32 protein-coding genes are annotated in these 22,304 nt (G+C 36.5%); 14 read left to right on the top strand and 18 right to left on the bottom strand.

The features are described from left to right. Positions 1-3: 3 nt before the first annotated feature. From AC6CHV_RS13265 to modB, 5 genes are all read right to left on the bottom strand, one after another. Positions 4-645, bottom strand: a complete 642-nt coding sequence (locus AC6CHV_RS13265) for a hypothetical protein (protein WP_498079028.1) — start codon at positions 643-645, stop codon at positions 4-6. A gap of 10 nt (positions 646-655) precedes the next feature. Further along, complete coding sequence (locus AC6CHV_RS13260; protein ID WP_498079027.1) at positions 656-1,264, bottom strand: SCO family protein; 609 nt, start codon at positions 1,262-1,264, stop codon at positions 656-658. Further along, the gene (locus tag AC6CHV_RS13255) at positions 1,254-2,741 is read right to left on the bottom strand and encodes a cbb3-type cytochrome c oxidase subunit I (RefSeq protein ID WP_498079026.1); all 1,488 of its coding nucleotides are present in this window, start codon (positions 2,739-2,741) and stop codon (positions 1,254-1,256) included. Before AC6CHV_RS13255 ends, AC6CHV_RS13260 begins: the two co-directional genes overlap by 11 nt. A gap of 14 nt (positions 2,742-2,755) precedes the next feature. Then, a complete protein-coding gene (locus AC6CHV_RS13250; protein ID WP_498079025.1) occupies positions 2,756-3,280 on the bottom strand; it encodes a cupredoxin domain-containing protein in 525 nt (174 codons plus the stop codon). A 136-nt stretch (positions 3,281-3,416) separates the two neighbouring features. Next, positions 3,417-4,070 carry a molybdate ABC transporter permease subunit gene (gene modB, locus AC6CHV_RS13245; RefSeq protein ID WP_341332367.1) on the bottom strand — a complete coding sequence of 218 codons (654 nt, stop codon included), beginning with the start codon at positions 4,068-4,070 and terminating at the stop codon, positions 3,417-3,419. A gap of 172 nt (positions 4,071-4,242) precedes the next feature. Between modB and AC6CHV_RS13240 the strand changes: the two genes are divergently transcribed. Continuing rightward, positions 4,243-4,947: a Crp/Fnr family transcriptional regulator gene (locus AC6CHV_RS13240; protein WP_341332368.1), complete on the top strand. Its 705-nt coding sequence runs from the start codon at positions 4,243-4,245 to the stop codon at positions 4,945-4,947. 41 nt (positions 4,948-4,988) lie between these two features. Here AC6CHV_RS13240 and AC6CHV_RS13235 read toward each other — a convergent pair whose 3' ends face one another. The 4 genes from AC6CHV_RS13235 to AC6CHV_RS13220 all read right to left on the bottom strand — a co-directional run bounded on the left by AC6CHV_RS13235 (position 4,989) and on the right by AC6CHV_RS13220 (position 7,868). Next, on the bottom strand, positions 4,989-6,113 hold the full coding sequence (locus tag AC6CHV_RS13235; RefSeq protein WP_498079024.1) for a TIGR04053 family radical SAM/SPASM domain-containing protein: 1,125 nt from the start codon (positions 6,111-6,113) through the stop codon (positions 4,989-4,991). A gap of 335 nt (positions 6,114-6,448) precedes the next feature. Continuing rightward, positions 6,449-6,742 (bottom strand): DUF5316 family protein, encoded by a 294-nt coding sequence (locus tag AC6CHV_RS13230; RefSeq protein ID WP_121445440.1) that lies wholly within the window; start codon positions 6,740-6,742, stop codon positions 6,449-6,451. Positions 6,743-6,882: 140 nt separating this feature from the next. Further along, positions 6,883-7,488 (bottom strand): molybdenum cofactor guanylyltransferase, encoded by a 606-nt coding sequence (locus AC6CHV_RS13225; RefSeq protein ID WP_341332370.1) that lies wholly within the window; start codon positions 7,486-7,488, stop codon positions 6,883-6,885. A 149-nt stretch (positions 7,489-7,637) separates the two neighbouring features. Then, on the bottom strand, positions 7,638-7,868 hold the full coding sequence (locus tag AC6CHV_RS13220; RefSeq protein ID WP_121445442.1) for a DUF2249 domain-containing protein: 231 nt from the start codon (positions 7,866-7,868) through the stop codon (positions 7,638-7,640). A 201-nt stretch (positions 7,869-8,069) separates the two neighbouring features. On the opposite strand from AC6CHV_RS13220, the gene AC6CHV_RS13215 reads away from it, so the two are divergent. The 7 genes from AC6CHV_RS13215 (at position 8,070) to AC6CHV_RS13185 (ending at position 11,718) form a co-directional block, all read left to right on the top strand. Further along, a complete protein-coding gene (locus AC6CHV_RS13215; RefSeq protein WP_341332371.1) occupies positions 8,070-8,207 on the top strand; it encodes a hypothetical protein in 138 nt (45 codons plus the stop codon). A 158-nt stretch (positions 8,208-8,365) separates the two neighbouring features. Continuing rightward, positions 8,366-9,055 carry a cyclic nucleotide-binding domain-containing protein gene (locus tag AC6CHV_RS13210; RefSeq protein ID WP_121445443.1) on the top strand — a complete coding sequence of 230 codons (690 nt, stop codon included), beginning with the start codon at positions 8,366-8,368 and terminating at the stop codon, positions 9,053-9,055. A gap of 121 nt (positions 9,056-9,176) precedes the next feature. Beyond that, positions 9,177-9,416 (top strand): DUF2249 domain-containing protein, encoded by a 240-nt coding sequence (locus AC6CHV_RS13205; RefSeq protein WP_341332372.1) that lies wholly within the window; start codon positions 9,177-9,179, stop codon positions 9,414-9,416. Continuing rightward, a complete protein-coding gene (locus AC6CHV_RS13200) occupies positions 9,416-9,622 on the top strand; it encodes a DUF2249 domain-containing protein (protein WP_341332373.1) in 207 nt (68 codons plus the stop codon). The genes AC6CHV_RS13205 and AC6CHV_RS13200 overlap by 1 nt, the downstream gene beginning before the upstream one ends. Positions 9,623-9,636: 14 nt before the next feature. Beyond that, a complete protein-coding gene (locus AC6CHV_RS13195) occupies positions 9,637-10,878 on the top strand; it encodes a hypothetical protein (protein ID WP_498079023.1) in 1,242 nt (413 codons plus the stop codon). A gap of 15 nt (positions 10,879-10,893) precedes the next feature. Further along, on the top strand, positions 10,894-11,193 hold the full coding sequence (locus tag AC6CHV_RS13190) for a metal-sulfur cluster assembly factor (RefSeq protein WP_099354253.1): 300 nt from the start codon (positions 10,894-10,896) through the stop codon (positions 11,191-11,193). 216 nt (positions 11,194-11,409) lie between these two features. Next, a complete protein-coding gene (locus tag AC6CHV_RS13185) occupies positions 11,410-11,718 on the top strand; it encodes a metal-sulfur cluster assembly factor (RefSeq protein ID WP_121445447.1) in 309 nt (102 codons plus the stop codon). Between the two features lie 46 nt (positions 11,719-11,764). Here the strand turns inward: AC6CHV_RS13185 and yjfP are convergent, their stop codons facing one another. Next, complete coding sequence (gene yjfP, locus AC6CHV_RS13180; RefSeq protein ID WP_498079022.1) at positions 11,765-12,532, bottom strand: esterase; 768 nt, start codon at positions 12,530-12,532, stop codon at positions 11,765-11,767. A 152-nt stretch (positions 12,533-12,684) separates the two neighbouring features. On the opposite strand from yjfP, the gene AC6CHV_RS13175 reads away from it, so the two are divergent. From AC6CHV_RS13175 to AC6CHV_RS13165, 3 genes are all read left to right on the top strand, one after another. Then, entirely contained in the window at positions 12,685-13,506 is an 822-nt protein-coding gene (locus tag AC6CHV_RS13175; protein ID WP_498079021.1) for a Cof-type HAD-IIB family hydrolase, read from the top strand. A 109-nt stretch (positions 13,507-13,615) separates the two neighbouring features. Next, positions 13,616-13,765, top strand: coding sequence for a competence protein (locus AC6CHV_RS13170; protein ID WP_099354257.1), 150 nt, complete (start codon positions 13,616-13,618; stop codon positions 13,763-13,765). A gap of 1 nt (position 13,766) precedes the next feature. Continuing rightward, the gene (locus AC6CHV_RS13165) at positions 13,767-13,964 is read left to right on the top strand and encodes a DUF3813 domain-containing protein (RefSeq protein WP_099354258.1); all 198 of its coding nucleotides are present in this window, start codon (positions 13,767-13,769) and stop codon (positions 13,962-13,964) included. A 58-nt stretch (positions 13,965-14,022) separates the two neighbouring features. On the opposite strand, the gene AC6CHV_RS13160 is transcribed toward AC6CHV_RS13165, so the two are convergent. Both AC6CHV_RS13160 and AC6CHV_RS13155 read right to left on the bottom strand, forming a co-directional pair. Further along, a complete protein-coding gene (locus AC6CHV_RS13160) occupies positions 14,023-14,904 on the bottom strand; it encodes a BsuPI-related putative proteinase inhibitor (RefSeq protein ID WP_341332377.1) in 882 nt (293 codons plus the stop codon). A gap of 49 nt (positions 14,905-14,953) precedes the next feature. Beyond that, entirely contained in the window at positions 14,954-15,796 is an 843-nt protein-coding gene (locus tag AC6CHV_RS13155) for a YitT family protein (RefSeq protein ID WP_341332378.1), read from the bottom strand. Between the two features lie 157 nt (positions 15,797-15,953). Here AC6CHV_RS13155 and AC6CHV_RS13150 point away from each other — a divergent pair, with 157 nt between their 5' ends. Further along, a complete protein-coding gene (locus AC6CHV_RS13150; protein ID WP_341332379.1) occupies positions 15,954-16,817 on the top strand; it encodes a DegV family protein in 864 nt (287 codons plus the stop codon). Between the two features lie 64 nt (positions 16,818-16,881). Beyond that, on the top strand, positions 16,882-17,013 hold the full coding sequence (locus tag AC6CHV_RS13145; protein WP_099354262.1) for a DUF3941 domain-containing protein: 132 nt from the start codon (positions 16,882-16,884) through the stop codon (positions 17,011-17,013). A 36-nt stretch (positions 17,014-17,049) separates the two neighbouring features. Here AC6CHV_RS13145 and AC6CHV_RS13140 read toward each other — a convergent pair whose 3' ends face one another. Then, the gene (locus tag AC6CHV_RS13140) at positions 17,050-17,913 is read right to left on the bottom strand and encodes a CvfB family protein (protein WP_341332380.1); all 864 of its coding nucleotides are present in this window, start codon (positions 17,911-17,913) and stop codon (positions 17,050-17,052) included. 169 nt (positions 17,914-18,082) lie between these two features. Between AC6CHV_RS13140 and AC6CHV_RS13135 the strand changes: the two genes are divergently transcribed. Next, positions 18,083-18,574 carry a YajQ family cyclic di-GMP-binding protein gene (locus tag AC6CHV_RS13135; RefSeq protein WP_341332381.1) on the top strand — a complete coding sequence of 164 codons (492 nt, stop codon included), beginning with the start codon at positions 18,083-18,085 and terminating at the stop codon, positions 18,572-18,574. 35 nt (positions 18,575-18,609) lie between these two features. Here AC6CHV_RS13135 and AC6CHV_RS13130 read toward each other — a convergent pair whose 3' ends face one another. The 5 genes from AC6CHV_RS13130 to AC6CHV_RS13110 all read right to left on the bottom strand — a co-directional run bounded on the left by AC6CHV_RS13130 (position 18,610) and on the right by AC6CHV_RS13110 (position 22,296). Next, the gene (locus AC6CHV_RS13130; protein ID WP_341332382.1) at positions 18,610-19,050 is read right to left on the bottom strand and encodes a YtoQ family protein; all 441 of its coding nucleotides are present in this window, start codon (positions 19,048-19,050) and stop codon (positions 18,610-18,612) included. Positions 19,051-19,097: 47 nt separating this feature from the next. Then, positions 19,098-19,607: a GNAT family N-acetyltransferase gene (locus AC6CHV_RS13125; protein WP_341332383.1), complete on the bottom strand. Its 510-nt coding sequence runs from the start codon at positions 19,605-19,607 to the stop codon at positions 19,098-19,100. Between the two features lie 593 nt (positions 19,608-20,200). Next, positions 20,201-20,404, bottom strand: coding sequence for a hypothetical protein (locus AC6CHV_RS13120; RefSeq protein ID WP_341332384.1), 204 nt, complete (start codon positions 20,402-20,404; stop codon positions 20,201-20,203). A 16-nt stretch (positions 20,405-20,420) separates the two neighbouring features. Beyond that, positions 20,421-20,567: a hypothetical protein gene (locus AC6CHV_RS13115; RefSeq protein WP_341332385.1), complete on the bottom strand. Its 147-nt coding sequence runs from the start codon at positions 20,565-20,567 to the stop codon at positions 20,421-20,423. 13 nt (positions 20,568-20,580) lie between these two features. After that, positions 20,581-22,296 carry a M56 family metallopeptidase gene (locus AC6CHV_RS13110; protein WP_341332386.1) on the bottom strand — a complete coding sequence of 572 codons (1,716 nt, stop codon included), beginning with the start codon at positions 22,294-22,296 and terminating at the stop codon, positions 20,581-20,583. Between the last annotated feature and the right edge of the window lie 8 nt (positions 22,297-22,304).

The raw sequence follows: 22,304 nt of genomic DNA, 5'->3' as shown, positions 1-22,304 counted from the left end.
TCTTTATGTCATCCGTTCATCTAGTTCTTTTGCATGAATATTCAGGTTAATATATTTCCTTTTTTTCATAGTTGTATTCTTATTGATTTCAGGCTTTCCTAAAAATACCCGTCCAATAAATAAAAAACAGATTGCTAATCCTAATACAAACATCGCTTTTCCAAGCTGTTGTTGGGCTGTCACTAAGTAGTTATTACAAAGCCGGACTGGTGATACTGAATAAAGCCAGCTCATCACAAAAATCATAGAAATCAGATTAGCCCAAATAAAGGCTTTACTTATCGGACCTAGCAGTTGCCAACTATAAAACAATAGTACCCCCGCAAGAAGTGATAGACTCATATATTTCGCAATCTCCATGATTGGCTCATTAAGTGCGGCATCTACTGACCTAGGCAATACCCAAAAACCTACAACACATATTGTTATTAATATACCCGCTATTCCATTTTCATTGTATAACACGATGAAACCTCGCCATTTTCTCGGAAACCCTTTTGCAAGAAAATATCCACTTCCTATTAATAGTGGATATTGAATAAGCATTGTTCCAACCATACTCTCTTCTAACAATGACCTTATATACGGAAGTGAAACGAATAGAAGTAAAAGTAGCCCTATCATTACATATCGAAAACGGTACATATTTTCACCTCTAGAATAGGATAGAATCCATGTATTCCACAACAACTTGTGGTGTTTGGTAATCAAAGATATTAGTTAATTTTCCTTCTGGATTAATCACATAAAATGCAGAATTGTGCTCATAGCCTCCGTATTCATTAGGGATAACTACTACTTCAAGAGCGTCAAGGACATTCTGTAATTCCTGCTTATCCAGAATCGTAGCCATTTTCCAATGCTCTCCATCTGCACCAAAATGATTAGAATATGATTTTAATACCGTCGGAGAATCATTCTCTGGGTCAAAGCTTATGCTTACAAGCACAACTTCTTTCCCTAGGACATCATTAGGAATATTTTCATAAATCTCTGCAAAATTTCTTTCTAAAACCGGACATACGTCCCCACACGAGGTATACATAAAGGTTAAAAGCGTATATTTCCCTTTTAACTCTTGTATTTGAAAGTTTTCTGAATTGGAATCAATTAATGTAGCAGATGGGAGTTTTGGCTGCTCCCTTTCTAATTCAATAATTCTTGCTTTCTCAGCAGTAAAAGCTCGTAATCCATCTGTACCTATCCATAGCAATGAAAGACCCGCTACAAGTGCAAATAGAATTCCAATACTTTTACGCAACATGATGATCTAATCCTATTTTTTCTTTAAACTTATAATCAATTGACCTACAGAAATTCCAAAAGCGGATTATAAATATCAATACAGCAAAGACTATAAAGATACCGAAAATAGCTCCCATCCGGTCATATGGAATCCACTCTGGAAAATGCTCCGCCCATCTTCTTGGAGCTCCGACCTTACCGGAAAATAGAAAAGATCCACATAATCCAATGAAAAACATGATGTATACCCAAAAGCTAATTCCATCAATTGCTGTTTCCTTCTCTTTTTTATTCACTTTTGCCAAGTAATACATAAAACCAAATAACATCGCAGTTGCACCTAATCCCATATACATATGGAAATGACCTGGTACCCATTTTGTGTTATGCATGACATGGTTTACAACAATTGTTGCATCAATAATTGCTGGTACGACTCCGATTACCCAACCAAACATGGATAAAAACATGAACGAAGAGGCAATGTCCCATTTAATTCCTGAACGATAGACAATCATTAGCGCACCGTAGGCTGTGATAACTAATACTGGTAATCCGTTTGCATAGGAGAGCACTTGTCCAATTATAATCATCCACTTTGGTAATGCAAAGTCCATTAACAAGTGATGAGTATAGATAGTAATCGTAAATAATGTTGAACAGTTCCACGCAATTAAGAATGGGCGGTTTGCCTTCCATGGTCGATTTGTATAAGCCGCTAATATCTCATAAACTGCGATAACCCCCATGTAAATAATAGAATTTGCAAAGATATGACCAAATGCATATGTTAGATTTTTTGCAAGTAGTGGATCAATTTTGATTGTTGGAATATATAGATTAATAAGGTTCATAACGAGTGCTGTTGCACCTGCGATTAATGCAGTGGTGTTTACAATTGAAACCATTGTACTAGCAACGACAGCTGCTGGGGGACCATAGCCTTTTACCTTACCGAAGACGATAGACCACCCTAAACCTTCTCCTAAACTTCCATATTGTTTAATAATCGCTCTAGCAACATCCAAATTTAATAATAAGAATCCCACACCAAGTATGAGCATACCACCTAAATATAATGTTGCCCCCGCCATCTCCCATCCACCAGCAGAGATAGCTGGTAGCGGATATAAAAACGTCCAAGCTCCTGCAAAGTCAAATACAAATATTCCTACCAATACCATTAGGACACCGATTATAAATGTGATAAAATTTGTGATTAAAATTGCTTTGCTTAATTTTACATATTTACTTAAGAAGAACCACATGACTGCAGCTGCGGCTAATGCTGCGGCCCCTATCATTCCCGTTCCATGGACGGTCATAATTTCATAAAAGAATGCAGGGTCCACATCAATCATTTTTCCTTGTGCAAGTAGCATTAAGACTCCGAATACCATCATTGAAAAAATGATGAGGCTTCCTGTTAATAGATAAATAGCGATTGTTTTGTTTCGGGAGTTATTTGTCGCTCCCATTACCATATTAGTAGACATTGTTAACCCCCTCCTTAATTTGTTACAACAATTTCACCAACCATGAGATGGTGAGCAAGCCCACAGTATTCCATACATAATATTTGATATGTCCCAGGCTCCGAGAATGTGTAGTAAACCGTATTAGTATAATCTGGCATTGCCTGAGTCTGTGCTAATAAATTCATGTCTTTGTCATAGATACCAAAGCCATGGTTAACATCTGAGCTTGTGATATCGAATTCAATTGGCTCTCCCACTTTGAATTCCATTTGACTCATGTTCCATCCAAATTGAACGGCTTCAACATCGACAATGACTGGATTTTCTTCTTGTCCATATACCGGTCTTTCAAATGGAAGATCCTGGAGTGTAAAATACGTTAAAGTTCCAAATACAACGAGTAGAACTAAGAAATAAATCGTTCTAAAACGGTACCATTTTTTCTGAATTGGTTCATACTCTCTTTGTTTATTGGTTTTTAATACGACGGTAATAAAAATAACTGTAATTAAGGCCATTAAAATAATGGAAAGATACCAAGCGGCTGTTTGGTACAAAGAAACCCCCTCCTAATTTCTCTTTTCAGCAAGATTGTCACATATTGCTCGGCCATAAATCTGTTAAGTTTGTCACAAAATGGGACTGAAACAAAAAAAGACACATTCTTGTCAAGAATGCATCTTTTTATAACGACTATTTAATTAAGTAGGTTAACGCTAGCATTAGAAATGAGATGAAGACCGTTGTTAATACCCATAGCCAGGCCAATTCCATATTTCCGCTATCAATGGCAACATAGATTGCTGTTGGTAGTGTTTGTGTTTTTCCTGGTATATTGCCCGCAAACATCAAAGTTGCACCAAACTCCCCAAGTGCTCGAGTAAAACTCAAGATAAAACCCGTTACAATTGCTTTCAACGATAAAGGAATCGAAATGAACAGAAATATACTAAATTCATTTGCTCCATCCGTTCTTGCCGCATCCTCAATATCTGTATTTACTGTTTGAAATCCCGTCTTTACAGATTGGTACATTAACGGAAATGCAACGACAGAAGAAGCAATAACAGCTGCCAACCACGTGAACATAATCGGTTGTCCTGTTAATTTCTCAAGGAACATTCCTACAAAACTATTTCGTCCAAAAATCACAATTAATAAAAAACCAACAACCGACGGAGGCAGAACCAGTGGCAGCATTAATACTGTTTCCAGAAAGAGTTTGCCTCTAAATTGCTTATGTGACATCCATTTGCCTATGATTAAGCCTAGAAGTAAGACAATACAACCGGCCGTGATAGCAATGATTATCGATAGTTTAATAGGTGACCAAAAAGTAAGTTCCATTATGCAAACCTCAATTGTTTAAAATTGTTCAAAAAGTCAGGAATCCTTATTTTCTAAGGTATTATGCTTAATAAATGAAGGATGTGTGATTTATTATACACCTAATGTATGCCTAACATTATATGATTTCCTTAGAAACAAGTATAGCATTCCTATATGGAAGGTGGTACCTATGAGTAAATTAGCTTTACATCAATCAACTATTTCAGATGAATTAACCGAACTTCTTAAATCAGCTAATCAAGTCATCAATATGAAAAAAGGAACCTATTTATTTCGTGAAGGAATGAAAGCTTCTGAACTCTATCTGATTCTATCGGGGCGTGTAAAAGTAAGTAAAGGGACATCGGATGGCAATGAGTTATCGCTTCGAATCTGTAGCCAAAATGAAATCGTTGGGGAGTTGACCCTATTTACAGATCAACCTAAATATTTATTTGATTGCAGGATATTGGAGGATTGTGAAATTGCTGTAATTCAAAAGGATGAATTAGAAAAAAAACTCTTTGAAAATACAACACTAGCATTTGAATTTATGAAGTGGATGAGTGATCATTTCCGAAAAACACAAACAAAGTTTAGAGACCTTGTTTTATTAGGCAAAAAAGGAGCATTATATTCCACATTAATTAGGATGACCAACAGCTATGGGGTGGAAAAGGAAAACGGCACTTTAATTGACCTACGTCTGACCAATCAGGAACTAGCTAATTTTTGTGCAACCACAAGAGAAAGTGTAAACCGGATGCTGCATGATTTACGAGTGAAGGATATCATTTCTGTTCAAAAGGGCTATATCACTATTCACGATTTAGGATATATAAAAAAAGCAATACAGTGCGAGGAATGCCCAGCTAAATATTGTAGTATTGAATAACCTAAAGAAAAGACCCACGGGCTCCATGGGTCTTAGGTATTTTAATGTAATGTTCTTTCTTTTTTACGAAGTGCTTCAGGAATATATACACAGAATGGTTCACTCTCCATGTAATCGCCTGTCATGGCATATGCACGAGAACGGGATCCACCACATACATGTCTAAATTCACATACTCCACATTTCCCTTTATATTTGTCAGGATTACGCAAATCTTTGAAGATTGGGGATTCACGATAAATTTCAGCAAGTGGGGTCTCACGAACATTTCCTGCTTTTACAGGTAATAAACCACTCGGATACACATCTCCAGTATGAGAAATAAAGACGAATCCATTCCCATCGTTTACACCTTGTGGCGCTCTTCCAAGTCCATCAATTTGCCCCGTTTTCCCTTGCATAAGGGCATCTTCATAGCGGATTTGTTGTTTTGCATCCTTTGTTTCACGCAATTTTGATTGAATAACTACACGGCGATAGTGTTGTGCAGCAGTCGTTTTTATATCAAATTTCACACGTTTACTAAGGTCATACAACCAGCGAAATACCTTTTCATGTTCAACTGGAGAAATCATATCCGTTTCTTTTCCACGACCAGTAGGTACTAGGAAAAAGACGCTCCATAATACACAATCGAGGTCCTCAACTAATTTTGCCATTTCATCTAATGCATGGACATTGTATCTTGATATTACAGTGTTGATTTGAATTGGAATTTCAAGTTCATGTAAATATTTAATGGCTCTCATTGTTAAATCGAATGAACCATTTGTTCCGCGGAAATGGTCATGAATTTCAGCAGTTGGACCATCTAAGCTAAATGCCCAGCGAGCTAATCCTACTTCTTTCGCCTTTTGAATGGCTTCTTTTGTTACATTTGGTGTTGCACTTGGTGTCATGGAAACGTGCACACCTTTTTTAATTGCATATTCGGCAATGTCATAAACGTCAGTCCGCATTAACGGGTCCCCACCTGTGAATACAAGCATCGGATTATTCATCTCATATATTTGGTCGATTAGCTTTTTCCCCTCTTCAAAGGAAAGCTCTCTAGGGTCTCTTTTATACTGGGCTTCGGCACGGCAATGTAAACATTTTAATTGGCAAGCCCTTGTAAGCTCCCAAATCACAATAAATGGAACTTCGTTATAGTCTCTTTCAAACATGAGGCAAACCTCCCTTGTTAATGTACACATTTTAGCATTATAAAATAGTGAGCAATGTGAGGTACATCACAGGAAACGGAGGTGTTTAAAATTGTTCACAAATTAAGAAAAGCGTAAGCACCTTGAAATTGAACGTCTACTTACTACTGCCACGTCCTGTGGCAAACGTAGACGCCAGCACATCGTGTGCAAGTCCGAAAAGCATAAGAAAAGCTGGCGAGAAGGATGCATTTTATCCTTCTTGACTGATTGGCTTATGACCTCAAGGGGGTAGGCGATGGAGCTAGACAACAAAAATATATGAAATTGAAATGAAGAAATATTCTTTGAAGAAATTAAATGTAATTGAGGGTTAACACTACAGCTACAAGTAGGTTTGGAGCCCCCAAGAGGAAAAACAAATAGGAATATCGAATTCTTGTTTTGCGTTCTTTTTTGCTTTCGGTGTAATAGTTCGCTCTGGCACGATCGCCACTTACAAAGGTATCAGATACAATTCCTGCAAGTAAAAAACATATTATACCCAAAGTCCCAGAAATAACTGAATATGTTTCAAATTGACGAGTAGACAAACCAATTAATAGTAGAAGTCCAGAGGTTACTATACCTAAAATTAAGCCTACTCTCAAACATAATCCCTCCTTAAAGATAGCTCAGATATTATTATTTTATCACATTTTTCAGAAAATTATGAGTGTTAGACTTGAATAATAACAAAGACGTTGCGATGTAATATGGCAACGTCTTTGTGACATATATCGTGTGATCCTCAAGTCGGCTTATGGTTTATTTTTTCATATTCAGTTTTATTATTGATATTCTCAAATTCCATACCTTGTAGCTGAAGATCTTGGTCGGTAACAAATTTTACATTGCAAGTGCCTAATAACTGTGTCATTTTTAATTTTTTATCTTTAAGTAATTGTTCAATCTTTTTTGCGACTCTAGCATGATACACGGCAATTAATGGCTGTTGTCTGTCATTTATAATGGGTACGATTGCATCAATACTTTGATCATTGGTAAAAGTAATAAGCTGCTTTACTAGATTGTCTGTAACAAAAGGAGTATCACAAGGTAAAATTACATACCAATCTGAGTTTGTTTTCTGCATGACTGTGAATATGCCAGCGAGTGGTCCATTGCCCTGAAATTCAGGTAAATCCTGAATTATGGAAATCGAGGCTTCGTTTCGAAATTGCTCTTCTAATACAGGATGGCTCACAATATAAAGTTGGTCCACGTTATCTTTTAATGCATCAACTGCATATTCGTAAAAATATTTGTTTTGAAATTGCGCAAATGCCTTAGGGCTTCCGAATCTCCTTGATTCCCCCCCAGCCAAAAGAACACCTATGAATGTCGGGATTTTCATCAGTAAACACCCTTTTGATTTTTTCTTCATAGTAGCATGAATGAAACAGCCTACCAAACAAAATTCATCATGAATCAAAAAAAGTGTAAACAAAGCCTTTAAAGACCATGCCTACACTATGTAAGAGATTGGAATCTGCGATTGATTTTTTATTTTTTACCGATTGCAACGCGCCATACTTCTGGTCCCTGTTCAAGGTATTCCCAAGTGAATGCGTCACCACGTTCGATCATAAACTGGTATTGGAGTGGTCTTGGATCGTGGTCATTTGATAGCTCCATGATTTCACCTGGTTGTAAACTATCAAATGTTCTAAAGATTGTTGGATGCTTATCCTTCGGTGCATAATCTGGTGCGTTTACTTTCGCTGCAAATACCATTTTAAAATTCCTCCTTTTGATTTATGGGTCCATTGTACCCGAGTCTTTTTAGACCATGTTGTGAAGCAAATCACTATTTACGTATGTTTTTTATCATATGTTCCGAAAACTATGCGATAATTAGATTAAATGAATATCCCACGTAAACATCTTGTCATTCTTCATGATTGTGGAGTTTAAAAGAATTAACGGGGTGAACACATGAAGGAATTTGTAGGCAAATGTAAGGAATGTGAAAAAGATATTTTTTGTTTAGATGGTTTTATTAATGGTGTTGTATTAGATGATAAAAATGGAATACTTTGCTTTAATTGCGCTGAAGAAAAGCATGATAACTAAGCTAGGAGTTTGACTCCTAGCTTTTTTGTGTCCAATTTTTGAACATTGTTGTCATCCTCACCGACTATGATTTATATCACTGTTTTAAAAAGTGGAATTGTTACACTAAATGTTGAGTAACCGCATATATAGTTTATTTTGAACAAGGAGTGAGACAGATGGGATTGCCATCGATTCGTGAACAATTGAAAGGAGTACCCTTGTTTCGGGAACTAACATCAGAAGAACTCGACCCAATTGTAGAAATTTCACAGTCACGATTATATAAACAAAAGATGTTTATCTTTATGCAAGACGATCCACTTGATCGTGTATTTTTCATCCAATCTGGAAAAGTAAAAATTTACAAGTCTGATATGCATGGGAAGGAACAAATTGTTTCTGTTCTAGAAGCAGGAGAAATGTTTCCTCATGCTGGCTTTTTTCGAAAAGGCGGATATCCCGCACATGCCGAAGTAATCGAGGATTCAAATATCATCTTCACCCCCATTGATAAGTTTGAAGACATATTGCTAAAAAATCCTGAGCTTTGCATAAAAATTTTTAAAGTGCTTGGTGAAAAAATAATAGACCTCCAAAAACGTCTAGAAGAACAAATTTTGTTAAGCACCCAAGAACAAATCATAATGCTTTTACTTCGTCTATGTAGGAGTAATGGTGAAAAGACTGGAAATCGCTTTAAACTTACAACTCATTTTACAAATCGAGAACTCGCTAATATGATCGGAACAACTCGTGAATCAGTGAGTCGAACGATTTCTGTTTTGAAAAAGAAGCATATTGTTGACTTGACTACAGACGGTTATTACTTATTAGATCATATGAAACTGCATGATGAGATTTTCTAAAACTAACTTTCAGCCTAATTGACAATCCTAAATAAAATTTGCATTTGTGATTCAGGTCACAACGTTTCTCATTGAAAATGATTATCATTAGTTTATAAACGTTGATAAGGGGGACTTTCAAGTGGAATCAAAAGTAGTAGAAGTAGATGTTAGGGAAGATCTTAAAAATAAGATTGAGCCATTTCAAAAGATTATGGAAGCCGTTAAACCTCTACAGAATGGAGATACATTCATCTTACATGCTCCATTCAAACCGACTCCTTTATTTCCTATTTTAAAGGCAAAAGGGTTTTCAAACGAGGTAGAGCAAATTGATAAAAAACATTGGAAGGTTACCTTTACTAAAAGAGGTGACAAATAATGATATTAGATAACCGAGGTCTTGAGCCACCAACTCCAATGATGCGAACGTTAAAGGCTCTCGAGAAACTAAACAAAGGTGAAACATTGACGATTATAAATGATCGTAAACCTATGTTTTTATATGAACAGCTTGAAGAACTTGGTTACAAGCATATAACAGAACCACATCCTGAAGGCGGCTTTCAAATTGAGATTACAAAATAAGGAGCTGCTTGATCATGATACCTCAATTATCAAATGAAACAAATATCAGGCTACCACTTTCTTTCATTTTATTTAGTGTTGCGGCATTGGTCACATCCCAAGTCATCCTGCTATTCAATGGACATATGGTGATTGATGGGAACTTTAGGGCCCCTGCCATTCTATCATCAGCTCATTTACTTATTCTTGGTTGGGCCTTAATGGTTGCGATGGGGGCAATGTATCAGCTTATACCGGTAGCATTTTTGACTCCGATTTGGAGTGAAAAATTCGGATTTATTCAATTTTGGATTACGGCAATTGGGTTTGGCGGATTTGGCATCACTCTTTCTTTTTCACCAGCCATTTCTATTTTTACAGGATCACTCGCTATAATTGGAATATTATTATTTCTTGTTCAAATGTTTATGACAATGAAAAAACAGGCAAAGAAAAACATTCTAACTGCATTCGTTGGTAGTGCTCTATTTTGCTTGTTACTCACTATTTCGTTAGGAATTCTATTGATTGTTAATTTAGGTGCTGGAATAGCTCACCTAGATCATTTTGCTGTTCTAAAAAGTCATATTCTACTAGGTGCCGCAGGATGGTTTACATTTTTAATTTTCGGCTTTTCCTATAAAATGGTTCCTATGTTTTCGTTAGCACACGGATTTTCGATGAAACTATCAAGTTGGGTTTATTTTGTTTATGCCCTCGGACTTGTTGTAACCATTTTCAGCTTTATTACTGAATTGAACCTAATGTTACAAGTTGGTATGGTTTTGCTTTTTGCTGGTTTCGCCTTATTTTCTTACCATATTTCCACTATCATCAAGGTTAGATTAAAGAAAAAGCTTGATAAACCATTTATTTTTTCATTAATTGCCATTTGTTTTGGCTTAGTTATTCACTTTTTCGGAATGGTTCTTGCTCTCTTACCAGGGTATTACAAATTATATGGTGTACTAGTCTTTCTTTATATCTTTTTATGGGTTGCAGGTAGCATTCTTGGCTATTTATATAAAATTATTCCTTTTCTTTGGTGGACACATAAATATAGCAAACAGATTGGTAAAAGCGATGTTCCTACTTTAAAACAAATGATTGATGAAAAAATGGCAATACCCATTTTTACAGGTTTCGTTGCTGGTTGTATAGTCGTAATTTTGGCCCTTGCCACAGGACAATTGCTTATCTTTTCGATTGGTCAAAGTATTGTTGTCGCTTCAGCATTCTTTTTCAGTTACAGCATTATAAGGGTTCTATTTAAATAAAAGGGGAGAAACATAATGGAATTAAAAGAAAAAATCCTTGAGCAGTTAAAACAAGTGATTGACCCTGAATTAAATATTAATGTTGTTGATTTAGGACTTATTTATGAAATTAATATTAAAGAAAATAATAATGTGTATATTGAAATGACGCTAACTACACCTGGTTGCCCACTACATGATAGTATTACCAGTGGAGTAAAGCATGCAGTTGCCTACCTTGAAGAAGTAAATGATATAGAGGTTTTAATGGTATGGCATCCTGCTTGGTCCCCTGAACGGATGTCTGAAGCTGCCATGAAGCAACTCAGAGGTTAACTATATTTAGCAAAATGCAGGGGATTTCACATTCTTAGATTGTTTCGTTATACTTAAGAAAAGCGCAAGGCGCCGTATATCGGCGACAAGCATAAGACGAGCGCTGACAGAAGGTGTTCTTTACCTTCAGAAGCGATTGGCTTATGACCTCAAGCCGATGGCACCTGGAGCTAGACACCTTTTAAATAAGCTATTTCTCGAAAGGAGAGGTTTTAAATGGATGAAGCTTTAAAGGAAAATATGTTGGGGGCGCTTGAACAAGTGGTAGACCCTGAGTTAGGAATTGATATTGTTAACCTAGGTCTTGTTTATGATGTGGATATGAACGATGAGGGTGTCGCTCAAGTTACAATGACATTAACATCCATGGGATGCCCACTTGCTGGAACGATTGCAATGGATGTAAAACGCGTTCTTACTGAATTGCCAGAAGTAAAAGACGTAGATGTTAACATCGTTTGGAATCCACCATGGAACAAAGATATGATGAGCCGGTACGCTAAAATCGCACTAGGAATCCGATAAATCAAATGAAAAAGAACGTGTCGACTGTGGCACGTTCTTTCTCTTATTATAGATGCTTTTTAAACCATTCAACAGATGCGAGTAGTCCTTCTCTTGTCACTTTATGATCTGCTCGTGTATCAGCAATAAAAGATAGATTCTCCTCTTTCCCCTTATACAGTGGTTTAATTTTTTGGTAAAATTCATACGTGTATTTGAAAGGAACCATCTTGTCTTTTTCACCATGCCAGAAAAACAATGGTCTTCCGTTTACTTTTTCAGGTTGCATGCTTAAATCATATTTCCGTAATTCCGCATATTTTTCTTCCAACTCTGCATCTGAGAAAGGAAGTTCAATGTCAAGTCGCTTTAATTCCTCAATTTGCCCCCGACAGAACTCTTCATAATATGGACTACCCATTAAACTTACTGCTGCCTTTATCCATGGGTATTGGGTCAATGCCCCTAATGTCACGATACCTCCCATTGAAGTACCTGCCACACCGATTCTTGCCTCATCGATTTGGCCTTGGTTTAGCAGTTCGTCCTTAATGATTTGAAGTTCTTTAATTTCATTGACGACAATATCCCAAAACTTAAAATCCATTTCATGATCATCTATGCCTCTATCTCTTTCACCATGATAGTCAGCTTCAGGCAATAATACCCGAAATCCTTGTTCTGCATAAAGATAAGCATAGTGTAAATTATGTTCTTTCGCACTGCCAAATCCATGAACAAAGAGAATTAACGGTAACGCTTCGTCTTTTAACTGATTTTTAACAATATGTAATGCTGGTATTTCTGCATATTTCTTATTTTCGATAATAATCATCTTTTTGTATGTACTCCTTTTATGAAAACTTTTGCCATCCTCTAGTGTATCATTTGTTGGAAGTTTATTGAAAAATATTGACTTTTCAATTGACGATTATTTTAATATCTGTTTAAGTTAAGGAAAGAGATAAGGTTCACAAGGAGATTGATATGACTAAACAACATTTAATTGCACTTGACCTAGATGGTACTCTACTAAAAGATGATAAAACGATCTCAAAAAGAACAAAAGACGCTTTAGAAGAAGCCAAAAAAGCCGGCCATATGGTGATGATTGCGACGGGAAGGCCTTTCCGTTCGAGTTCAATGTATTACCAAGAACTTAGCCTTACAACACCAATTGTTAATTTCAATGGAGCATTTGTCCATCACCCACTTGATCAAAATTGGGGAGTTTATCATGATACGCTCGATTTAAAAACGGTAAAAGAAATTGTTGATGTTGCCGACGAGCTCCGTGTAAAAAATATTTTAGCGGAAGTAATTGATGATGTATATTTTCATTTTCACGATGAAACAATGTTAGATATTTTTGGAATGGGGAAACCAAATATTGAAACGGGTGATTTACGAAAAATCTTAAAACATGATCCAACTTCATTACTAATCCACCCCGATGAAGAAATTGCAGATAAAATCCGAAAGTATCTTTCTGACATGCATGCCGAGGTAGTCGATCATCGCAAATGGGCAGCCCCTTGGCACGTGATTGAAATTGTTAAATCAGGATTAAATAAAGCTGTTGGAATTCAAAAGGTTGCTGACTATTATCAAATTCCAAAAGACAGAATTATTGCTTTTGGAGATGAAGACAATGATTTGGAAATGATTGAATACGCTGGTCACGGAATTGCCATGGGTAACGGGATTGATGAGTTAAAAAGTATTGCTAACCATATAACAATGACTAACGAAGAAGACGGAATTGCCCTTTATTTAGAGGATGTTCTAAAATTGGAGAAAAATAAGTAGGTTGGTTCAGAAATAATTACCTGATATAACCCAAACGTAAAACTCAAACAATATAACTGGTGCTACAAATAAGCACTTCTTTTAAAGCTGTTAAAGGGGGAATTTACGGATGGGTAGTAATAAATCAAAACGATTTGTTCATCAAGGTGCAGATGCTGTTCAACAACATGCTCAGCGCTTTCCTTACCGTTCCACTCTAGCTGAAGCAGAAGCAAAGAAAAAAGCGAATGTCGAAAACTCATCACTTGGAGGCATCTAATATGGGAAACCGTTTATTCCAAAAGGCTCGTGAAACCGTAGAAGTTGCGAAATTAGCGAGTGCTGGCCAAAGTGATACATCCTTACAGGATGCCGTTTCGGTTGCTAAAAATGCACTTTCTTCTGCATATGCTAACTCTACAACAGCCGAAAAAGAACAACTCCGCGAATTGCAAAATGAATTAGACCAACTTCAATAACCTTTGGTTAATTCAAGAAAAAATAGGGTCAGACTTATCGTCTGACCCTTCCCTGTTTTTATTGGAATTGTTGAAGTTTTGCATGATAAAGGTTTGTGATCGAACCGTCTTTTGCACTTCTTTCGTATAAATGAAGAATCAATGCCCCGTTTGTCGGAATTTTATCCTTCGGAATGGAAATCTTAATTTCAAATGGTGCCCATGCTGGAGCACCCTCTGATGCCGTTTGAAGTGTTTCAGGAATTACATAATCATGACCATCCTCCACTGCATAGAAGAAGTTTGCTTCGAATACTCTTACTTCCCCTGTTACCGTATATTCACCATTTTCACCAAGTACTTGAACTTTACGAAATGCTGTATTTCCTTCTTCAGGAATTGTAAAACTCTCGTCTGCCTGCAATGAATTACTTTCGATTTTTTGACCATTTACTTCTGATGCAGTTAGGAAAATATGTGCTTTGTATTCTCCGGGAGCAAGTCTCGTTCCATCATTTGAAGTGTAATCCCATGGTTCTTCCCATACCTTTTCTTGACCAGGCTTTAATTCCATTTCCTCTATTGATTGGATAAACATTTTATCGATTGAATAGCGGTAAACTTCTTTATCATCTGCATCCTTTACAATAATTTCATATTTTTGACCAGATGGTATCGTTAGTTTCACAGAATTGTCGCTGGTGTTTTTTATTTTAATCGTAAAGGTTGCTTCGTTTTCCCCTGTTTTAATTAAAAGGTCAGTTTGAAGTTTTTCAACCACGTTCTCTTCACCTCCAGGTTCTTCACTTTCTTGCGCTGGTGGTGTTTCTTTTTCTGTGTCTACTTTTTCACTACCACCTGAAGTTACTGGAAGAGCCTCTTCGTTTTTTGTTGAGCCACATCCAGTGATGATAAATAGACTCATAACAAAAACTAATGTCACTAGAAGCCATTTTTTCATATTTGTCACCCCTTTACTCTATATGTCGATGTCTCGTATTAAAAAGTTACTACTCTTTGCGAAATAATCCATATACGCCAATTGTTTGTACAATATTTGTAAATGCATGTGGGTCAACTTCTTTTATTATGCGCTCTAAATCATATAATTCATATCTTGTTAAAACAATCATTAACATATCCTTTGTCTCACTCGAAAATGCTCCTTTTGCAGGTATCAACGTTATTCCTCTAACTAAATTTGAATGAATTGCACTTTTCAATTCGTCCGCTTTCTTCGTAACAATCATCGCTGTAACCTTTACATGACTTGTATGTACTGTATCAATAACCTTTGTCAATACATACAAAGCAACAAGTGTATATAATGCCTTTTCCCAACCAAATAAGAATCCTGCTGTAATGATGATTAGTCCGTTTAATGTAAAAATATAGGTTCCAATTGGTTTATCTTTTGATCTTGATAATACAAGGGCTATTATATCGAGACCACCTGTAGATGCACCCCACTTTAAAGTAAGCCCGATTCCAATGGCTTGAATGACAGCACCAAATACAGCATTTAGTAAAATATCATTAGAGATACGTTCGAGTGGAATAATTGCCAAGAATAAAGTTGTAAGTGCAACCGAAATAAAGCTATAAAGGGTAAATGCCTTACCTACTTTTTTCCATCCTAGAATCGCAACCGGGATGTTTAATAATAGTAGTATTACACCTGTTGAAATATGAATAGGCGTGTAATCACCAAGGATCCTAAACATAAGCTGTGACACACCGGTAAAACCAGAAGAATAAACATCAGCCGGAATTAAAAAAAGATTTAGGGCAGCAGCATTTAGTAGTGCACCAAATGTCACAATTAATATTTTTTTCACTTCTCTAGTTACCATTCAAATAGTCCTCCTGGAACAACATTCTTCAATCCTAGTAGTAAATTAGTAGTCATACAAAATTTTTCCTCAATTGTTGTATTTTTATCCAATACTCGCTACACTTACGATAGGCAAGTTTGTTTCAAACTTGACCAAAGAAAAGAAGGTGAGACTTTTGACCGTTAGAATTCTTACTGATAGCGGTAGTGACCTACCACTACAATTTTTTAAAGAAAATAATGTTACATTATTCTCCTTGGGAGTTCATCTAGATGGGCAAGATTACGAAGATATTGCAACAATTAACCCTGTAAAAGTATTTGAAGCCATGAGAAATGGGAGTGCTCCAAAAACATCCCAAGTTCCACCACATCGGTTTAAAGAGGTTTTTACTGAAATTGCAAAAGAAAAACAATCTGCTGTCTATATCTCCTTTTCATCACAATTGTCAGGAACCTATCAAACGGCAGTGATGATGAGTGAAGAAGTAAGAGAAGAGTATCCAGACCTTGACTTAACAATTGTGGACACAAAATGCGCTTCCCTTGGCCAGGGTCTTGTTGTAAAAGCTGCAGCTGAGCTTGCTAGCACGGGTGCTTCAAAGGATGAAGTTGTGAACCTTGCGAAATTTTACAGTACTCATATGGAGCATCTTTTCACAGTAGATGACCTTGAATATCTAGCACGTGGGGGAAGAATTAGTAAGGCTTCCGCTTTTGTTGGTGGACTCTTAAACATAAAACCACTCTTAAATGTAGAAGATGGAAAGCTTATACCGCTAGAAAAAATTCGTGGTAAAAAGAAAGTATATAAGCGAATTGTTGAGTTGATGGAAGAGCGCGGGGCAGATTTATCAAAGCAAACGATTGGTATTAGCCACGGAGATGTGGAAAATGAAGCGCTTGAGGTAAAGAAGTTATTTGAAGAAAAATTCGGATGTAACTCCTTCTTCATTAATGTAATTGGTGCTGCGATTGGTTCTCATGCTGGTCCAGGAACGATTTCAATTTTCTTCTTAAACGAATTGCCAAACAGCTAAATTTACATAGTTTGAAAAACGACTGGATATCCTAAATTTGAACGGATTGAAGGGAGTGTTATTTATGCCAAAAACAAGTGACAATGATAAAAAAGCAAAAGATAACAATGCATTACGCCATGAAAAGAATATGATGAGAGAAAAGAATCGTCAGGCGGGCAAACATCAATATTCAAAGAAAACAGATCATCTATAGAATGAAACGCATCGGTAACAGCCGATGCGTTTTTCTTTACTCCTCTTTTTTAAAGTATGTCCAGCCATCCTCTTGGTATACTTTTCCTTCTTTCATTAGCTTTCCAATTGCTCGTTTAAACGCTGCTTTACTCATGTCAAATCTGGCTGAAATATCTTCAGGAGAGCTTTTATCCCAATATGGCATAGCCCCACCACGGCTTTCCATGTACTGATAGATTTTCCCAGCATCATCACCCATTATTTCATGGCTTCGGCCCATTAGGGACACATTTACAGTGCCGTCTTCCTTTACGTCAATAATTCGCCCTTGCACCTTTTCTCCGACTCTTGGTTCCCTTGTTCTTTGAGACTCGTGGATAAAGCCGAGAAATCCTTCCTCCGAAATCATAAAAGAGCCAACCATTAATAATCGGTAAACAGTTCCAGTTATATTTTTGTTAAAATCTTTCCTTGTTGCTGGTTTTGAAATAGAACGAATGACATCTTCAGTTGCAAGCTTTCCAAAAAGTCTTCCGTTTTTATCTGTCCGTAATGAAATGTACAGCTGGTCACCTGGCTCTGGCCAGAGATCCCACACCTCATGCAAATCATCCTTTGAGACTAAAATATCCTTGCTAATCCCAATATCAACAAAGGCTCCCAAGTCACGTTTGACTTCAACCACACTGGCCCAATCATAGGAATCGATTTGAATAGTCGGTATTGTCATAGAGGCTGCCAGTCTTCCTTGATGATCTTGAAAAAGAAAAACAGTTACGTCCTCTTCCGGATCGAATCCTTCTATAATTTCATTTTCATGTAAAAGCACATCTTCTTCACCGTTTGTTAAAAAATAGCCAAATGGAGCATCTCTATCTACACGTAAAGTTACAACCGTGCCCGGTATTAATTCATTCATTTATTAAAGCCCTCTTTCTTATGTACTTAGCTAATCCGCTATTGCTATTGTCTTACATAGTATAGACGTTTACGACCATCATTTACTAGTATTGTTTTGGAAAAAGTTGTCCTAATTGCTAAGATTGACTATAATCAAGGGAAATAAACTATTTTTTTGGAGGTTGGCAATGGCAAAGGATAGCTCATTCGATATTGTGTCAAAGGTAGATTTGCCTGAAGTAACGAATGCAATTAGTATTGCAAAAAAAGAAATTCAAACTCGATATGATTTCAAAGGCAGTAAAAGTGACATCACACTTGATAAGGAAGAACTTGTTTTAGTATCTGATGACGAGTACAAACTGGAACAACTAAAGGATGTCCTAATTAGTAAAATGATTAAACGTGGGGTCGCAACCCGAAATATTGATTATGGAAAAATTGAAAATGCATCTGGTGGAACCGTACGTCAACGAGCGAAACTTATTCAAGGCATCGACAAGGAGAACGCGAAGAAGATTAACACCATTATTAAAAACAGCGGCTTAAAAGTAAAGAGTCAGGTTCAGGATGATCAAGTTCGAGTAACCGGAAAAAACAGAGATGACCTTCAACAGATTATCAACGCCATCCGTGAAGCCGATTTACCGATTGATGTGCAGTTTATTAACTACAGATAGTAAAAATGCAGCGGACTAATACCCGCTGCATTTTTTTATTCAAATATGTAATTTAACACATCTAATGCTTGATCAACCGTTTCGACAGTGACGTTGGCTTTATTTGATAATTCCTTTAATGGATGAATCAGTGATGGTGGTCTAACAATAATGGTTGGTTTATTCATCGTAATGGCCGCACTCGCATCCATCGCTGTATTCCATTGTTTGTACTTTTCCCCAAATAAAGCAATGACCACATCCGATTTTTGCATTAATACTTGTGTTCTGAAATTATTAATGGCTGATGCTGCATCGTCCTTGTAATAACTACCAGGTTGTTCTCCCAAAATTTGTTCTCCAATATCATCTGATTTATCATGGTCTGTTTGTGGTCCAACAAATGTTAACGGAAGATTTTTAAATTTCGCCTTATCCTTAATTTCCTCTCGCCAATTGTCATGAATTTGCCCAGCTAAATATACTGTCAGTTCCATGTTTTCTCCTCCTATTACCTTTTCATTATTTTATCATACATCAATGGCTATTTTACAAATTTATACATTATGATTTCATCTTCGTAATGTGTATCACTAAATTTAACAAACTTAACTTTTCGCCCTTCCTCTTGGAAGCCAAACTTTTTATAAAGATGGATTGCCCTTTCGTTATGTGAAAATACTTCTAGACATACCTTTTCAAGACCAGGCTCTTCTTGTGCCCAATCAAGCAAATAGCTCACTAATTTGCTACCAATTCCTTGATTACAGTATGTTTCTTGGATACTTACCCCAAAATAACCTAAATGAGACAGGCGTTTCCTTTTCGATGTCTTGAAATTTAAATTACCGACTATTTTCCCATCTTTTTCAGCTACTATGATTAAATTCCCTGGCTTTATATGATTCTCAATCCATTTTTCCTCGTCCTCAACACTTGTGTTAAATTCCTCAGGGGTTGTCAGCATGAATGTGGATTCATTAAGAACAATTTTTGTATGTTCAATTAACTGTAATGCATCCTCTTTTCTAGCAGGTCTAATATTAATTCCCATAAAAACCTCCAGCTCGAAATAGTATCTATTATCTATTTCCATAAAATTGATGGAAATCCTTTTTATTAGAGTGATTTCGGAAACATTGTGGTTTGAATCGTTCAAGCTTGAATATGCTTTGGATATGGATGAGTAGTAAAAAATCTAGTATATGGTCGGTCTTTTGGAATTCTCGGAAAAACGTATGGCTAAACACCTTTTGTGAGGAGAGTATGGATGGTTCCGGAAGAACCGATTTCATAAATACTTTTTATGAATGCACTTTTAGATGATTTTGCAAAAACCATTGGCATAAACACCTTTTATAAGTAGACCTTTGGATGGTTCTGGAATAACCCTTGGCATAAATACCTTTTATAAGTAGGCTTTTGGATGGTTCTGGAAAACCCTTGGCATAAACATCTTTTATAAGTAGGCTTTTGGATGGTTCTGGAAAATCCAATGGCATAAACACCTTTTATAAATAGACTTTTGGGTGGTTCTGGAAACCCCCTTCTCATAAACACCTTTTATAAGTAGGCTTTTGGATATTTCCAGAAATACTCAATGAATAAAAAAAGACCTCCCTTTGAGGAAAGTCTCCTGACTAAAACTTAGTAAAAACCAACATCTTGCAAAACAAGTACACCCACGATTGATACAATACGGCCTGTTAAAAGCACTATAAGAAGAGTTTTTAATTTTCTTGTATCTATCCAAACTATGCCTCCAGCCAAAATCGTAAACAGCAGTCCGAAAAAGAGAGCAGCATATGGATTTGTCGGGGTGATCCAATCATTTACACTCAGGAAATCCATTTACTCACCCCCTACTCTATGATTGTATTGCTGGTGTACTTAAGAAAACCGTAAGCCCCCCAACAATCGCTAAAACTACTCCTATAGGGCTATATGACGATAAGTAAATACCTAGCGGAAAAACAATTGCCCCAAGGACAAATAGTATCTTTGCGATTTTCATGTCCTCACCTCTTCTATCTCAAAACTGACTCCTTTACGCGATCTAACATCCATCGACTTCGAATACTTCTACCCCAGCCCCCTTTGTATTCTTTTAAGGACTGGATTCTCCAGTACATGGGTGGATGAAGCATGAATTGAAATTCTATAAACCTCCATAATAGGGAATCTCGTTCAATTGATGACTTTGCCATATCTTTCTCCTCTTCGAGAACCGTACTGTACGAAAGGGATTTAGTTATTGCTTCGTCTTGTTTCTTAGCTAAAGCGATTAAACTGTTTGACATTTGTTCACTTCCCCCATCTAGAAGCGATGCTCCAAGGTGGTCTGCACGGACTTCCATCCATTGCGAACAAAACGATTGGATGATAGGGAATAGAATCATTAAAAACCATATTAAAAGGAAAATCTGTGTACTGTATTCATCAATATTTTTAATGTATTTTTGTATAGCTAAAACCACAACAAGAACAATTAACAAATAACCTAGTCTCCAAAGCTGCCCCCACAAAACATCTCGCTTTTTGACGTGAATTGCTTCATGTGCGAGGATTCCTTCAATCGCTTCAATAGGTAACTTTAAAGTAGCAGTCGTTAGGGTAACCATCGATTTACCAATATTCATGCCTGTCGCAAGGCCATTATACTCGCTGCTTTCGGTTTCATATACACGAATGTTCGGAACTCCGGCCTTTTCAAAAATCCGTTGGGATATTTGGATTAGTTGTGGATTCTTAGTCTCCGTTGCATCCATTGCTACTTTTAAAACCTGATCAGAAATATAGAGATTAAAAAGCCAATAGGCTAAAAGTACAGTAACCATGATCCAAGGCGCAACTTCAAAATAATATAAAAGGAGAAGTAAACCTGTATAGGCTGATATCCCTTTTACTGTTGTTGCAAAATAAAGCTTTCCAATTAATCGTTTTACATTTTTTCGATGCCAAAATGGCAGAACGACTTGTGGCTCTTTCACACTTTCATCAACCTTGGTCATGTCCTCGAACGTTCTTTTCCATTTATCCGGTTCTAGGATCGTTAAATAAATTGTTTCTCCAGGCACAGATAGACGTAATACCTTCTGAAAGTTAGTTGTCCAGTCAGTATTGGAAGAAAACATTGTAAATAATGGATGAAGCTTTAACAAGTCTACATTCGTTTCTAGTTTCACTTCCTCCAAATCTTCTATCGGAATTTTTCGAGATTCAAAATGTGAGATGAGATACAATTGCTTTTCTTCTACGTCAAAAAATATTTTTACAGTAGCATAACTACCGATTCTTTTTATGACTTCTGTCAATGTACTGACCAGCCCGAAAACAATAATATATTTTAAAGGACTATATTCAGGACCAAAGATGTAAAACATGATACCACCAAACACAACCAACCCCGTCATCAACAAATCAGTTGCGATTCTCATAAAATTACGAGCTAATGTGATTTCTTCCACTTTAATCTGATGTAATTCTTTTTCAATTTCAATCCGTTTTTCATTTCCTGTAGTTAGAGAGATTGCAAGAAAATATCCACTTGAAATAAATGCAAGATAGATGAACCCATCCATAAAGGAAAATTTATAATAGACAAATCCTATTGAAAGGAGAGCTAAAAATATTTCACACGTCGTTCCTATTTTTTTATTTAATTTTCCGGAAACCAAACCAATGATTTGGATTCCGGCTCCTACTAAAATATACAGTACAATTAAATTCCAACTTGGTAGCAAAAGCCCCA

Source organism: Ferdinandcohnia sp. GQ5 (genome assembly GCF_059759275.1).
Note: the sequence above shows the minus strand (reverse complement) of the source record. Positions and strands in the feature narration are given on the sequence as shown.

Excerpts from the sequence above, each read along its gene's own strand:
- AC6CHV_RS13265 (WP_498079028.1), bottom strand. The coding sequence starts at position 645 with ATGTACCGTTTTCGATATGTAATGATAGGGCTACTTTTACTTCTATTC.
- AC6CHV_RS13260 (WP_498079027.1), bottom strand. The coding sequence starts at position 1,264 with ATGTTGCGTAAAAGTATTGGAATTCTATTTGCACTTGTAGCGGGTCTT.
- AC6CHV_RS13255 (WP_498079026.1), bottom strand. The coding sequence starts at position 2,741 with ATGTCTACTAATATGGTAATGGGAGCGACAAATAACTCCCGAAACAAA.
- modB (WP_341332367.1), bottom strand. The coding sequence starts at position 4,070 with ATGGAACTTACTTTTTGGTCACCTATTAAACTATCGATAATCATTGCT.
- AC6CHV_RS13240 (WP_341332368.1), top strand. The coding sequence starts at position 4,243 with ATGAGTAAATTAGCTTTACATCAATCAACTATTTCAGATGAATTAACC.
- AC6CHV_RS13235 (WP_498079024.1), bottom strand. The coding sequence starts at position 6,113 with ATGTTTGAAAGAGACTATAACGAAGTTCCATTTATTGTGATTTGGGAG.
- AC6CHV_RS13225 (WP_341332370.1), bottom strand. The coding sequence starts at position 7,488 with ATGAAAATCCCGACATTCATAGGTGTTCTTTTGGCTGGGGGGGAATCA.
- AC6CHV_RS13220 (WP_121445442.1), bottom strand. The coding sequence starts at position 7,868 with ATGGTATTTGCAGCGAAAGTAAACGCACCAGATTATGCACCGAAGGAT.
- AC6CHV_RS13215 (WP_341332371.1), top strand. The coding sequence starts at position 8,070 with ATGAAGGAATTTGTAGGCAAATGTAAGGAATGTGAAAAAGATATTTTT.
- AC6CHV_RS13210 (WP_121445443.1), top strand. The coding sequence starts at position 8,366 with ATGGGATTGCCATCGATTCGTGAACAATTGAAAGGAGTACCCTTGTTT.
- AC6CHV_RS13200 (WP_341332373.1), top strand. The coding sequence starts at position 9,416 with ATGATATTAGATAACCGAGGTCTTGAGCCACCAACTCCAATGATGCGA.
- AC6CHV_RS13195 (WP_498079023.1), top strand. The coding sequence starts at position 9,637 with ATGATACCTCAATTATCAAATGAAACAAATATCAGGCTACCACTTTCT.
- AC6CHV_RS13190 (WP_099354253.1), top strand. The coding sequence starts at position 10,894 with ATGGAATTAAAAGAAAAAATCCTTGAGCAGTTAAAACAAGTGATTGAC.
- AC6CHV_RS13185 (WP_121445447.1), top strand. The coding sequence starts at position 11,410 with ATGGATGAAGCTTTAAAGGAAAATATGTTGGGGGCGCTTGAACAAGTG.
- yjfP (WP_498079022.1), bottom strand. The coding sequence starts at position 12,532 with ATGATTATTATCGAAAATAAGAAATATGCAGAAATACCAGCATTACAT.
- AC6CHV_RS13175 (WP_498079021.1), top strand. The coding sequence starts at position 12,685 with ATGACTAAACAACATTTAATTGCACTTGACCTAGATGGTACTCTACTA.
- AC6CHV_RS13170 (WP_099354257.1), top strand. The coding sequence starts at position 13,616 with ATGGGTAGTAATAAATCAAAACGATTTGTTCATCAAGGTGCAGATGCT.
- AC6CHV_RS13165 (WP_099354258.1), top strand. The coding sequence starts at position 13,767 with ATGGGAAACCGTTTATTCCAAAAGGCTCGTGAAACCGTAGAAGTTGCG.
- AC6CHV_RS13160 (WP_341332377.1), bottom strand. The coding sequence starts at position 14,904 with ATGAAAAAATGGCTTCTAGTGACATTAGTTTTTGTTATGAGTCTATTT.
- AC6CHV_RS13155 (WP_341332378.1), bottom strand. The coding sequence starts at position 15,796 with ATGGTAACTAGAGAAGTGAAAAAAATATTAATTGTGACATTTGGTGCA.
- AC6CHV_RS13145 (WP_099354262.1), top strand. The coding sequence starts at position 16,882 with ATGCCAAAAACAAGTGACAATGATAAAAAAGCAAAAGATAACAATGCA.
- AC6CHV_RS13140 (WP_341332380.1), bottom strand. The coding sequence starts at position 17,913 with ATGAATGAATTAATACCGGGCACGGTTGTAACTTTACGTGTAGATAGA.
- AC6CHV_RS13135 (WP_341332381.1), top strand. The coding sequence starts at position 18,083 with ATGGCAAAGGATAGCTCATTCGATATTGTGTCAAAGGTAGATTTGCCT.
- AC6CHV_RS13130 (WP_341332382.1), bottom strand. The coding sequence starts at position 19,050 with ATGGAACTGACAGTATATTTAGCTGGGCAAATTCATGACAATTGGCGA.
- AC6CHV_RS13125 (WP_341332383.1), bottom strand. The coding sequence starts at position 19,607 with ATGGGAATTAATATTAGACCTGCTAGAAAAGAGGATGCATTACAGTTA.
- AC6CHV_RS13120 (WP_341332384.1), bottom strand. The coding sequence starts at position 20,404 with ATGGATTTCCTGAGTGTAAATGATTGGATCACCCCGACAAATCCATAT.
- AC6CHV_RS13115 (WP_341332385.1), bottom strand. The coding sequence starts at position 20,567 with ATGAAAATCGCAAAGATACTATTTGTCCTTGGGGCAATTGTTTTTCCG.